15 protein-coding genes are annotated in these 12847 nt (G+C 42.3%); 9 read left to right on the plus strand and 6 right to left on the minus strand.

All coding sequences use genetic code 11. The features are described 5' to 3' along the window. Window positions 1-37: 37 nt before the first annotated feature. Both mbl and spoIIID read right to left on the minus strand, forming a co-directional pair. On the minus strand, window positions 38-1039 hold the full coding sequence (mbl, locus tag MHB38_RS17275) for a cell shape-determining protein Mbl (protein ID WP_007497573.1): 1002 nt from the start codon (window positions 1037-1039) through the stop codon (window positions 38-40). Window positions 1040-1224: 185 nt separating this feature from the next. After that, window positions 1225-1503, minus strand: a complete 279-nt coding sequence (gene spoIIID, locus MHB38_RS17280; RefSeq protein WP_008343327.1) for a sporulation transcriptional regulator SpoIIID — start codon at window positions 1501-1503, stop codon at window positions 1225-1227. A gap of 347 nt (window positions 1504-1850) precedes the next feature. Between spoIIID and MHB38_RS17285 the strand changes: the two genes are divergently transcribed. The 3 genes from MHB38_RS17285 to MHB38_RS17295 all read left to right on the plus strand — a co-directional run bounded on the left by MHB38_RS17285 (window position 1851) and on the right by MHB38_RS17295 (window position 4176). Beyond that, window positions 1851-2264 (plus strand): MarR family winged helix-turn-helix transcriptional regulator, encoded by a 414-nt coding sequence (locus MHB38_RS17285; RefSeq protein ID WP_008343328.1) that lies wholly within the window; start codon window positions 1851-1853, stop codon window positions 2262-2264. A gap of 15 nt (window positions 2265-2279) precedes the next feature. After that, the gene (locus tag MHB38_RS17290) at window positions 2280-3467 is read left to right on the plus strand and encodes an MFS transporter (RefSeq protein WP_024718734.1); all 1188 of its coding nucleotides are present in this window, start codon (window positions 2280-2282) and stop codon (window positions 3465-3467) included. A gap of 109 nt (window positions 3468-3576) precedes the next feature. After that, entirely contained in the window at window positions 3577-4176 is a 600-nt protein-coding gene (locus tag MHB38_RS17295) for an undecaprenyl-diphosphatase (protein WP_008343330.1), read from the plus strand. Between the two features lie 33 nt (window positions 4177-4209). Here the strand turns inward: MHB38_RS17295 and MHB38_RS17300 are convergent, their stop codons facing one another. Further along, entirely contained in the window at window positions 4210-5601 is a 1392-nt protein-coding gene (locus tag MHB38_RS17300) for an MFS transporter (protein ID WP_116306362.1), read from the minus strand. Window positions 5602-5780: 179 nt separating this feature from the next. Between MHB38_RS17300 and MHB38_RS17305 the strand changes: the two genes are divergently transcribed. From MHB38_RS17305 to MHB38_RS17325, 5 genes are all read left to right on the plus strand, one after another. Continuing rightward, window positions 5781-6668 carry a transporter substrate-binding domain-containing protein gene (locus MHB38_RS17305; RefSeq protein ID WP_341004065.1) on the plus strand — a complete coding sequence of 296 codons (888 nt, stop codon included), beginning with the start codon at window positions 5781-5783 and terminating at the stop codon, window positions 6666-6668. A 41-nt stretch (window positions 6669-6709) separates the two neighbouring features. Then, window positions 6710-7387 (plus strand): amino acid ABC transporter permease, encoded by a 678-nt coding sequence (locus tag MHB38_RS17310; RefSeq protein ID WP_080995764.1) that lies wholly within the window; start codon window positions 6710-6712, stop codon window positions 7385-7387. Between the two features lie 10 nt (window positions 7388-7397). After that, a complete protein-coding gene (locus MHB38_RS17315; RefSeq protein ID WP_008343342.1) occupies window positions 7398-8138 on the plus strand; it encodes an amino acid ABC transporter ATP-binding protein in 741 nt (246 codons plus the stop codon). A 193-nt stretch (window positions 8139-8331) separates the two neighbouring features. Continuing rightward, on the plus strand, window positions 8332-9540 hold the full coding sequence (locus MHB38_RS17320; RefSeq protein WP_017368194.1) for an ammonium transporter: 1209 nt from the start codon (window positions 8332-8334) through the stop codon (window positions 9538-9540). Between the two features lie 18 nt (window positions 9541-9558). Further along, on the plus strand, window positions 9559-9906 hold the full coding sequence (locus MHB38_RS17325; protein WP_007497589.1) for a P-II family nitrogen regulator: 348 nt from the start codon (window positions 9559-9561) through the stop codon (window positions 9904-9906). An 85-nt stretch (window positions 9907-9991) separates the two neighbouring features. Here the strand turns inward: MHB38_RS17325 and MHB38_RS17330 are convergent, their stop codons facing one another. Further along, complete coding sequence (locus tag MHB38_RS17330) at window positions 9992-10888, minus strand: M23 family metallopeptidase (RefSeq protein WP_008343344.1); 897 nt, start codon at window positions 10886-10888, stop codon at window positions 9992-9994. 127 nt (window positions 10889-11015) lie between these two features. Between MHB38_RS17330 and MHB38_RS17335 the strand changes: the two genes are divergently transcribed. Then, entirely contained in the window at window positions 11016-11513 is a 498-nt protein-coding gene (locus tag MHB38_RS17335; RefSeq protein ID WP_017360024.1) for a GNAT family N-acetyltransferase, read from the plus strand. 236 nt (window positions 11514-11749) lie between these two features. On the opposite strand, the gene MHB38_RS17340 is transcribed toward MHB38_RS17335, so the two are convergent. Together MHB38_RS17340 and MHB38_RS17345 are read right to left on the minus strand one after the other, a co-directional pair. Continuing rightward, on the minus strand, window positions 11750-12280 hold the full coding sequence (locus MHB38_RS17340; protein ID WP_007497592.1) for a TlpA family protein disulfide reductase: 531 nt from the start codon (window positions 12278-12280) through the stop codon (window positions 11750-11752). Continuing rightward, entirely contained in the window at window positions 12277-12846 is a 570-nt protein-coding gene (locus tag MHB38_RS17345; RefSeq protein WP_017360025.1) for a MauE/DoxX family redox-associated membrane protein, read from the minus strand. The genes MHB38_RS17340 and MHB38_RS17345 overlap by 4 nt, the downstream gene beginning before the upstream one ends. Between the last annotated feature and the right edge of the window lies 1 nt (window position 12847).

Below are 12847 nucleotides of genomic sequence, written 5' to 3' on the forward strand. Positions count from 1 at the left end.
AATCCCCCATTCTTTCTAAAAAGAATGAGGGAAATCATTAGCTGAGTTTACGCTTTGGCAGCTTGTCCATATTATCAAGCATCACGCCAGTACCAACTGCTACACAATCCATTGGATTTTCTGCAACGAAAACTGGTACTTTCAGCTCTTCTGCAAGCAATTGATCAAGCCCGTTTAGAAGCGCTCCGCCACCAGTAATGATGACGCCGCGGTCAATGATATCAGCTGATAATTCAGGTGGTGTTCTTTCAAGAACTTGTTTCGCAGCCTGAACAATGGCAGATACAGATTCACGTAATGCTTCTTCTACTTCTTTGCTTGTGACGGTAATCGTTCTTGGTAATCCTGTCACCATGTCTCGTCCACGAATCGAAATCTCTTCGTGACGTGCGTCTGGGAATACCGTTGCAACTTGGATCTTAATGTCCTCTGCAGTTCGCTCACCGATCAACAGCTTGTACTCTTTTTTAATGTAGTTTAGAATTTCCAGGTCAAATTTGTCTCCAGCCATTTTAATAGAAGAGGCGGTTACAATGTCACCCATCGAGATGACAGCGATATCTGTCGTTCCGCCTCCAATATCTACGACCATGTTTCCACTTGGCTGAAAAATATCCATACCAGCACCAATTGCTGCTACTTTTGGCTCTTCTTCAAGAAATACATGCTTCCCGCCGCTTTTTTCAGCAGCTTCTTTGATTGCCTTCTGCTCAACAGATGTAATGTTTGTCGGGCAGCAGATGAGCATACGCGGCTTAGAGAACAGCCCTTTCACATTCAATTTGTTAATAAAATGCTTGAGCATCGCTTCAGTTACTTCAAAATCAGCAATTACGCCATCTTTTAATGGACGAATCGCAACAATATTCCCAGGCGTACGTCCAACCATACGTCTCGCTTCTTCTCCAACAGCTAATACTTTCCCGCTGTTTTTATCAAGAGCGACAACAGATGGTTCATTTAACACAATTCCTTTTCCTTTGACATGAATCAGTACATTTGCAGTACCAAGATCAATTCCAATATCCCTAGCAAACATCTATATATATCCTCCTTGAAAATCTGTTTCCATAGCAAATACCACATTCTGCCCTAATTATATATTCTATCATAATTTGCAGAAAAAAAGATATTTCTTTACAAAAGTCTTTACAAAATTTGTGGTTAGAAACTACCGATAAGAGGAAGATATATATATCATGTTTATGAACAAAGAACTAAAGCTTACTGTTTTACAGGCTCACCTTCTAAAATTTCTTCTTTTTTATACTTTAACTTTGTGGCTTCTCCCCCTCGCAGGTGACGGATTGATTTATGATAATCCAGTATCTCCTTCACTTCGTTAGCCAGATCTGGATTAATTTCTGGCAGTCTTTCTGTTAGATCCTTGTGTACAGTACTTTTAGAGACTCCAAATTCTTTCGCAATTACACGAACGGTTTTCTTTGTCTCCACGATATACTTTCCTATCTTGATTGTTCGCTCTTTGATGTAATCGTGCACACCACTCGACCTCCCTAAAATGGATGTGAGAAGTGTGAAATGAGATCCGTATCAATATTATCCATTTTCAGCGGCGCTTGTTCGTCTTAATTTCTCATCCATTAGGTAGCAAATGCCAAACACGATCCCTCACCTCAAACACTCTCTTTGTCAGGTTTGTAACAGTGTATTAGCATTGCATAGGGAATATGCTAAAAATGAAGATGGGACAAGGGATTTATCAGAAAAGACAAAACAAAAAATCATTTCGAGTGGCGAAAATTTTCACTTTACAAGCATCGGTGTAACACGTAAAATAGGAAAGGTGATTTTATTTACCTAGATAAATAATGAATAAAGGTGAGCCTATGGATACGTTAAACAGAGAGTGTTTACATCAAATACATCAAAGCGCGCGGCTGCTGTCTAAAAAAGCGAACGAAGCGCTTGCTGCTTATGACTTGTACATGTCCCAGTGGACTGTACTTTTTTGTTTGGATACATTCGGCCCTAAAACGCAAAAAGACATTTGGACCTATTTGAACGTCGAAGCACCGACGATTACAAGAACCGTGACACGTCTAGAAGCAAACGGCTGGGTGAAACGAGTCCAAGGAAAAGACAAACGTGAGAATCTCATCGTCATGACAGACGATGCAAAAGCAAAGTTTCAAAAAATCAAACAGACGATGGAACAATTTGAAGAAGAATGTCTTTCAGATTTCACCTACGAAGAAAAACAACTCCTCCATACACTTTTACACAAATTATCAACTGAATAGGAAGTGACATACACCATGAACGAACGCATTTGGACAAAAGACTTTATCATGATTGTCCTGGTGAATTTATTTACATTCACCTCTTTTTATGCCCTTTTGACACTACTCCCCATTTACACAATGGATGAATTAAATGGAACAGAATCACAGGGTGGCCTCCTTGTGACGGTCTTCTTATTATCAGCAATTGTGACAAGGCCATTTTCAGGGGCCATTATTGAGAAATTCGGCAAGAAACGCATGGCGATTTTTTCTTCAACGGCTTTTGCCCTGCTCACTTATTTATACATTCCAATTGATCAATTCCAAACACTTCTCATGCTGCGTTTCGTGCAAGGAATCTTCTTCAGCATTTTGACAACCGTAGCAAGTGCCATTGCTGCTGATATGATTCCGAAACATAAACGAGGAGAGGGTCTTGGATACTTTGTGATGTCGATGAACCTTGCCGTGGTCATCGGTCCGTTTATCGCACTGAATCAAGTCGGAAAAGTAGGATTCCATTCTTTATTTCTGCTCTTTTCCATCATCGTCTCCATCGGCGCAGCTTTCACGATGCTGATTAGACAGCCAGAGCCTGAAAACGGCGGAAGTGTCATCTTTCGATTCACTTTTTCTCACCTGTTTGAAAAAGGTGCTTTAAAAACGGCAGCAGTTGGAATCATTATCTCCTTCTGTTACTCGCCGATCATTTCATTTATTTCAGTCTATGCCAATTCACTTCACCTGATGGGTGCAAGCAGTTATTTCTTCATCGTTTTTGCAGCTGCAATGCTTGGATCACGTCCATTTACAGGAAGACTGTTTGACCGAGTCGGGCCTCATATTGTGATCTATCCATCGATTGCTCTCTTTGCGATTGGTTTATGGATGCTGACCGCTACCCAAACAGCCACCATGCTTCTTTTATCCGGCGCTGTCATCGGCCTTGGCTACGGCTCTTTGGTGCCATGTCTACAAACACTTGCGATACAGCACTCACCAGCACACCGTACAGGCTACGCCACAGCAACTTTCTTTACCTTGTATGATACGGGGATTGCCGCTGGATCCTTTGTCTTCGGACTGCTTGTCAGCTTCACAGATTTTTCAAATGTATATCTCATTGCTGGCGTTGTCGTGTTACTCAGCATGGGCGTTTTTTATTGGAGCGAACGAAAACCGCAAGAAGCAAAAGCACAAAAGGTTTCCCTATCAGAATAGGATACTGTTTTAAACTTCACTGAAAACATGCTAAAATATAGGATATTTCAAATGAACAGATAGGTCTTTTGAAAAATAGTTGGCGTTAAGCGAAAGTATAGGTGATGTTTTGAATTACGAATTGTTTAAAGTCATACACGGGATGGCTCATCATTCTGAGTTTTTAGATCAGGCCATGATTTTCATTACGAAAAAGGCCATTCTCGTATATGCCCTCGTCTTATTGATTTGTTGGTTTTTAGGTAATCACAAATTTAAGAAGCATGTCTTCTTTTCTGGTGTAACAGGCATCGTGGCACTCATCGTCAATTTTGCCATTACGCTGTTTTATTATGAAGAGCGGCCGTTTGTGGCGCACAAAGTCGACACACTCATCCCGCACTCAGCAGACGCTTCCTTCCCAAGTGACCATACAACAGGTGCACTGGCTCTTTCACTAGCCATTCGATCCCGTAATAAAAAACTCGGCAATATTTTGCTTGTTTTTGGATTACTGACAGGGTTCTCCCGCATCTGGGTCGGTCATCATTATCCATTTGATGTATTAGGCAGCTTGATCGTATCGATTGTGGTTGTCTTTATCATGAATAAATTATGGAAGTTCTTTGACTCTCCAATTGACCGTATCGTGACATTTTACGAGAACATTGTGGGCAAAATTTTCAGAAGGAAGCAAAAGGACCAAGGGTCAGACCTGTCCAACTCTTAAGCGGCTTGCGATAAAGTATGGAAGACCTCTCTTCTACTTTATCCCAGCCGCTTTTTTCATTGTTTGTTTTCCTCTGACCATACTCGAAAAATAAAGGCTGACGCTAATGCCGACAAGAGAAATCATGATCAATGTCCAGCCTAATTGGTCAAAATGAGAACCTGCAATTTCCTCACCAAACAGCATGCCAAGCACGGCAGATGACAGAATGGAACCAAGGTACCTGCATGTTTGAAAAAGCCCAGAGGTCGTGCCAATCATTTGTTGAGGGCTCGCTTTTAACATCGCAGCTTGAAGCGCAACATTTCCAATCCCGTAACTGAGTCCAAGCAAAGCAAGAACCAGTCCTTTCCCCCAGAATGGCGCAGGAATAAAAAAGAAAGTCATGGCGGAAGCGCCGGCCAGCATGAGCACAGCACTTGCCAAAACAGGATGCCGTTCATCGCCGCGATCTACCCACTTGCCAGTCAGCGGCGATACCATAATGCTCACTCCAGACATGCAAAGCATAAAGAGACCCGTCATCTCCACACGCCAGCCCAATTCATCCTGAAAATAACTTGGCAAGCCAAAAAAGAGACAATAGAAGAAAATATTTAAAATGATAAATTGCACATACACAAGTGAAAGCCGTTTCTCCTGCCTGAACATCCGAATTTGGATAAATGGCTCATCCACCTGATGCTCCCACCATATAAAAGCACCCGCACACACAAGACAGAGAATGCCCTGTACATACTGAATACCATCAGATAGTGATAATAAAAAAGAAAGCAAAAGGACAATACAAACTGTAAATAGCAACATCCCTGGCAAATCAAGCTTTCGGACAGTGTCTCCTATACGCAATTTTTTCTTCTTCTCCTTAGGAAATAAGGAAAAGCCTAGAAAAAAACTGATCAATATGAATGGCAGATTTACTAAAAAGATCGCCGGCCAGCTGCCGATCGTCATCAAAAACCCGCCAAGTGTCGGCCCGAGTGCTGTCATCGCTGAAGCAAAGATGGACAATACCGCTAAAGCAGAAGCTTGTCGTTCCTTCACATGATCCCGAATCAGTCCAACACCTGAAGGATAGATCGCACTGCTTCCAATCGCCTGAAGAAGCCGGATCACAATCAGCACCGCAAAAGTCGGGGCAAACGGCGCACAAATGGCTGAGACTGCCACTAGAACTAGTCCAAATAAAAATAAGGTTCTCCGGCTCATCACATGATCTCCAATTCGTCCACTCACCGGCTGCGTGACCGCGCTGGCCAAATAAAAGGTTGAAATGAGCCAAGATACCGTCGTAAACGACAAACCGAACTCATGCTGAATTTGATGCAAGGCTAAAGAAATCATTGAGGAATTCAATGGATTTAACATCGTGCCAAAAGCAATCGCCGTTAAAAAGACTTTTCGGTTGTTTTTCCATTTGATCATACACCCGCCCCCTTCTTTTGACATACACGTTCTTTTTTGTCTATCTCCTCGTTATTATGAGATTCATTTCCCTTTTTTACCCTAATCAATTCAAGTTCTCTCTCCGAAAAGCAAGACATACATTTTAAAAAGGGCAAGTGTTGGAAAAGCGCATATAAAATTGAGAATATGAGGAACAAATGGTAAGATGCTACACATATTTAAAAGCCTACTTTCTCCTTATACGGAGAACGGCTGAAAAGGAGGAGAAGCTTATTATTAAAAAAAGACGGTTTTGGGTCCCAGCCCTTTTCTCGGTTGCAGTATTACTTCTGTCTTCGTGTGGTTCAAATGAAACAAATGGGAACGGAGATAAACGTAATTCTACAGCGAAAGGGTCGCCGATTTTGGAAGATGGGAAATTTATTTTTGCAGCATCAGGTGAATTCCACCCATTCAGTTACATGGATGGAAAACAGATGTCCGGCTTTGATATTGATGTCGGCAATGCGATTAGCGACAAGATGGGCCTCGAGCCTGTACAGAAAAAATATAAATTCGCAGGCATCGTCGAAGGCGTCAAAGCAGGCAAATTTGATGCGGCCGTTGCAAGTCATACCATCAACGAGGAACGAAAAAAACACGTCCTTTTTTCTCAACCGTATTACTACTCCGGTCCGCAAATCTTCACAAGACCCGGCGCAGACATTCACAGTGCAGATGACTTAAAAAACAAAGAAATCGCTGTCTCTAAAGGTTCGTCCTATGCGGATATTGCCAAAGAACATAGCGGGCAGGAACCAAAATATTACGACAGTGATGTTGTCGCTTTAGAAGCACTAGCCAACGGCAAACACGATGCGGTCGTCACTGATTTTGCCACAGGTGCAGAAGCCATGAAGAAAAAACTTAAAATTGAAGCACAAGAAAGACTCGGGCAAAGTGAGCAAGCAATCGCTGTCTCTAAAGACAATAAAAAGCTCATGAAAGAGATCAATGATGCGATTGATGCACTCAAAAAAGACGGAACATTAAGACAAATTAGCGAAAAGTATTTTGACGAAGATATTACCGTCAAACAGGATTAAAACCACGATTGTGCGCCTTTCTCTAGGCGCACTTTCTTCAAATGGAGATGATTGTTTTGCCTACCTTATCACACTTTTTTCAAACGCTGATTGATTCTAGAGGCGTTTTCTTAGAAGGAATGCTGCTCACCTTACAACTCACTGTCATCAGCATTTTCATCGGCATGTTCATCGGGCTTTTCTTTGCCTTACTAAAAATATCCAGCGTGGCCGTTTTCGGTTATATCGCAAATGCCTATATCTTCCTTGTACGCGGAACACCACTCATTGTGCAGATTTTTATCCTGTATTTTGGGCTTACAGAATTAAATATACCCGACTTTTGGGCAGCCTCTATTGCGCTTGCCTTCCATAACGGTGCCTATATAGCAGAAATATTTAGAGGTGCGATTCAATCAATCGATCAAGGTCAAAAAGAAGCAGGACGTTCTCTTGGCATGGGGCGATTTCTAACCATGAGACGTATCATTCTCCCGCAAGCGATGCGGCGTGCCCTTCCCCCGCTCGGCAATCAGTTTATTATCGGCTTAAAAGATTCATCACTTGCCGCCTTCATCAGCGTCAATGAACTCTTTAACATAGCCACCACTCAAGGTTCCAACAGTTTTGACAACATGACGTACTTACTTGTCGTGGCTGTCTATTACTTAGTTCTTGTCCTGCTGTTAACATTCGCTGTGCAAACCGTTGAGAAGAAACTTTCAGTCAGTGATCATTAGGAGGAGAAGCATGACAGAATCAAAAGAAATCATTCGTGTTGAAAAACTGAATAAATACTTTGGAGAGCTGCATGTCTTAAAAGATATCGATCTCACTGTATATGAAAATGATGTCGTCGTCTTAATTGGTGCAAGCGGCTCTGGGAAAAGCACCTTGCTCCGTTGTATGAATTTTTTAGAAATAAAAAATGACGGTCAGATCATCATTGATGGCAGTCCCGTTCATCCAAAACGAGATCAATTAAACGAAATGAGGCAGAAAATAGGCATGGTGTTTCAGCATTTTAATCTCTTTCCGCACAAAACCGTGCTTGAAAACATCATCGAAGCACCGGTCATGGTGAAAAAAACAAAGAAAGCACAAGCGATAACTGAAGCCAATGTCTTATTAGAGAAAGTCGGACTAGCGGATAAAGCAAAAGTGTACCCTTCAAAGCTATCAGGCGGTCAAAAACAGCGCGTTGCCATCGCACGAGCTCTCGCCATGAAGCCCGATGTCATGTTATTTGACGAGCCTACTTCTGCGCTGGACCCAGAGCTTGTAGGCGAAGTGCTGCAAACCATGAAAAGTCTTGCCAAAGAAGGCATGACAATGGTCATCGTCACTCATGAAATGGGCTTCGCAAAAGAAGTAGCTGACCGAGTTGTTTATATGCATGAAGGACGAATCGTCGAACAAGGTACCCCATCAGAATTATTTGATTCTCCTCAAGAGGAGCGAACCAAATTGTTTCTCAGTTCGATTTTATAGGTCAAACGCCCTTTATTTTTCGTGATTCATGCACGTTTATTCTCATTTTTTACGAACTTTTCATCCATTTATATTGATAATGACCAAAAAACCATGTTAGATAAACTTACATGAATATGTTATATATGACTTTTCTCTCTATAATGAAGAATTAAGAAATCTATTAATTCTGAATGATTCGGGGGAATGCAGCATGCAAATGGGTGATACAGTATTTATGTTCTTCTGCGCACTACTCGTGTGGTTAATGACACCGGGTTTAGCCTTATTCTACGGAGGACTTGTGAGAAGTAAAAACGTGTTAAGTACGACAATGCACAGCTTAACCTCACTAGCCATTGTCTCTATCGTCTGGATCGTGTTTGGCTATTCACTGGCCTTTGCGCCAGGCAATGCATGGATCGGAGGCTTTGACTGGGTTGGACTAAAAGGCGTTGGCTTTGAACCTGGTTCATATAGTGATACAATTCCACATTCATTGTTCATGATGTTCCAAATGACCTTTGCCGTCCTCACAACAGCCATTATCTCTGGTGCCTTCGCTGAACGTATTCGTTACTCAGCGGTAGTCGTGTTTACACTCCTTTGGGTCACATTTGTATACGCTCCAGTCGCACACTGGGTATGGGGCGGCGGCTGGATTGGAGAAATGGGAGCACTTGACTTCGCCGGTGGAAACGTCGTCCACATATCATCCGGTGTGGCTGGTCTAGTCGTAGCCATTGTTCTCGGGAAGCGAAAAGAAGCGGCAAGTTCTTCTCCGCATAACTTGATCTACACACTTCTTGGTGGAGCTGTGATTTGGTTTGGCTGGTTTGGGTTTAACGTAGGAAGTGCCCTCACATTAGATAGTGTCGCCATGTATGCCTTTATTAACACCAATACAGCTGCTGCTGCAGGAATCATCGGCTGGCTGTTAGTCGAATGGATGATCAACAAAAAACCAACGATGCTAGGTGCAATCTCTGGAGCCATTGCAGGCCTAGTAGCGATTACACCTGCCGCAGGCTTTGTCACACCATTCGCTTCGATCATCATCGGAATCATCGGCGGGATCGTTTGTTTCTGGGGCGTCTATTCACTCAAAGCCAGGTTCGGCTATGACGATGCACTGGATGCATTCGGTCTCCACGGAATCGGCGGTACTTGGGGAGGCATTGCTACAGGCCTTTTCGCCACTACATCTGTCAATGATGGCGGAGCCAACGGCTTATTTTATGGCGATCCAAGCTTACTTTGGAAACAAGTTGTCGCCATCGTGGCCACATACGTCTTTGTTGCAGTTGTCACATATGTGATCATCAAAGTCGTCAACATCTTCTTCAAGATTCGCGCAACTGAAGAAGAAGAATCAGTCGGTCTTGATTTAACGATGCACGGCGAAAAAGCATATCAAGATTAAAGAAAAAGGGGTGTCTCTATGAGCAAAATGTATAAAGTGGAGATTGTCACACGTCCAGCTAATTTTGAAACATTAAAGGTGGAGCTTGGAAAGATTGGTGTCACCTCGATTACCTTTTCCAATGTGCACGGCTGCGGATTACAAAAGGGACATACGGAACTATACCGTGGCGTCAAAAAGGAAAGCAATGTGTACGAACGTTTAAAGATCGAAATCGTCTTAAGCAAAGTACCTGTTGAACAGGTCGTGGAAACGGCTCAAAAGGTACTTCGTACAGGAGAACCAGGGGATGGGAAGATTTTTATATATGAGATAGAAAATACAATCAACATTCGGACAGGTGAAGAAGGACCTGCCGCCTTATAGCATCCCCTCCGCCATATGGCGGAGGTTTTTTAAAGACAGAAAAAAACCTCTGTGCATTTATCTACACAGAGGATCTGACATGACATTAAGATTGTTTTGTTTCTTCTGACTGACTGCGGTCTTTAGAGGAATCTGAAGACTTTTCTTGATCAGAGGATTTCCCCTTTTCATCAGACTTATCTTCAGATTTTTCTTCAGTCGGCTCTTTTGCCTTATCGTCAGCAGCAGGTTCCTTCATTTTGTCATCAGCTTTTGGCTGAGCAGGTTCTTTTGCTTCTTCCGTCACTTCTTGCGCTGCTTTTTCAATGGAAGAAACAGGCTTATCAATGAAGCTAAGTGGATTAAGCGCTAAACCTTCCATACGAATTTCAAAGTGAACATGGTTGCCGCTTTCAGCACCATATAGATTCTTACCAGAAGCACCGATGACATCATTCTGTTTCACTTCATCGCCTTCTTTTACACTCACTTGAGACAACGATTGATAAACAGTAGACAATCCATCTTCATGTTCAATTTCAACAACGTGACCGAGAACTGGATCTTTTTTCGCCTGAACGACTGTTCCACTAAGAGCAGCTGTGACATCAAACACTTTGCCATCTTTATCTGCAAGATCAATACCTTTGCTTAAGGTATAGGTGTTATTATAGTTTACAAGTGCTGCTTCTTTTTCTTTTTGATCAGCATCTGCTTCATAGAACTTTTTCACGACAGAAACATTCTCAGAATTCTGGACCGGCATAGCAACATTTTCAATTGGCTTTCCAACTTCAACGGCATCATCACGCTGTTCTTGTCCTGTTTGATTTCCATCAGATAGTTGGTCTTTCACATCTTTCGATACAGCTTGATACCAAAGAACGGCTGTTAACACGACCGCTGCGCTGACCAAGTAAATAGCAGGGAATACCCAGCGCTTACGGAAAAATTGCTGAACTTTTGTGATTTTGGAAGTACGTTTCTTTTCTTCCTCTCTCATTTTTCATCACCTCAGCAACATTCTGAACACTTTTCAAAAAATATATACACACGAAATTATTTTTCTTTTTATTTTGCGCAATCGCATCAATAATATGTATGATGAATGAAAAAAGATGGGGGTACATATGGTGAAAACTTTCAACCGCATGGCAACAGAAGATGACCTCAAAGAGATCGTCGATATCTACAATTCAACGATTGCTTCAAGAGAAGTAACGGCCGATACAGAACCTGTTACAGTAGAAGACCGCCGTCAGTGGTTTTTGCATCATTCAGAGAAACGTCCTCTCTATGTGAAAACAGATGAGGAAGGAAATATCTACGGCTGGCTCAGTTTTGAAACGTTTTACGGCAGACCTGCATACAACGGTACTGTTGAAATGAGTATTTACTTGAACCAAAACTATCGAGGAAAAGGTTTAGGGTCACTGTTCTTACAAGAGGCGCTCGAATTGGCACCCTCATTAGGCATCCGAACGTTACTTGCCTTTATTTTCGGCCACAACGAAGCCAGCATCAAATTATTTAAGAAGCACGGATTTGAGACTTGGGGACATTTGCCACGCATCGCAGAAATGGACGGCAATCGGTACGACTTAGATATTTTAGGAAAAGAATTATAAACTGAGCGTCTCTTGAAGAAAGAGACGCTTTAGATTGTTGACAAAGGGCTAAAATGAACTTGATTTTAGCCCTTTGTTTTCTTTTCAGCGTGATAGAAAACCTTTGCAGCCCGAGGAAGGACGAGTACTGGCGCGGAGCGAATGTCACATTCGTAAGCACCAGCACGCAGGACTGACAAAGAATGCGAGGGTTTGTCTACACGCTGGAGCGTCTCTTGAAGAAAGAGACGCTTTTTTTATGAAGCATGCACCAACTGCTCAAATTGCTTCGCATTTTGAAGCGATTTTCTTTTCAGAATGATACCATGTTCATCAATCAGAAGCGCTTGCGGAACAACTGTTACTCCATACAACTCCATAATTTGTGATGAGCGCATATAAACAGCTTGCTCCGGCAGCAATTGAAGAAGCGAGGCATCATCGGCTTGTTCATCTCCATTAATAACAATCACATGAGCATCATCATGTGAAGTTTGAGGCTGTACATCAGACAAAATACTTTTACAAGTCATACAAGTAGAATTCACAAATAACAGCATCACAGCTCGCCCATTTTGCAAATACTCCTTCAAGATCACCTTTTCACCTACATGCGAATAACTGCGAAATAACGGAGCCGGGTCACCAATATCCGCTTCCTTCAATTCAATTCCATCAAGAGATTTTATTTTATTCATAAATCTCCCGATAAAACGGGCAAGCAAAAACACGACAGCCAGCTGGGCAATGACAATTAATAACACAATGATTAATAAAATATCTGTCATTTCATTTTATCTCCTTCTATAATTGATCCATCTGCAATCTGGAATGAGTCGATCCACTTTCGCTTCAATAGCACAATTTCTTGGCTGACCGCTATGATCAAACAGACAGCCGCTGCAATGAGAAAACAAATCATTTTCAACCGCAATGAAATCATTTCAACACTAGGATGTACATAAAATAACCCTGCCACAAGAGTAAGCATCAGCAGATTGCGAATCACAATCCCCCAATGCAGGCGATCGTTTTCCAGTAATCCTCCACAACCGCACGAAATATCACGATGCCCCCTCATTAAATTGAACGTAACCGCTCCAGTGTAAATACATAACAGGGCTGTAAGGCCCACTGCAGGCAGGACAGACATGTTCCATATAAACAAATGAATCGTACAAACCAACTCAATCAACAAAAATACATAAAACATGGGTGCCGCGAAAGAAGGCGGCAGCAGCCGATAAGCATTGATCTGCTGGACATGTGCCTTCTGTTTCCTTGCTTTATCCAGCCATGCACCTGCAAAAATGATTCCTAGTAAATAGACTCCTATGAAATAAAAGACACTCACC

Source organism: Bacillus sp. FSL K6-3176 (assembly GCF_038003325.1).
Taxonomy (GTDB): domain Bacteria; phylum Bacillota; class Bacilli; order Bacillales; family Bacillaceae; genus Bacillus; species Bacillus altitudinis.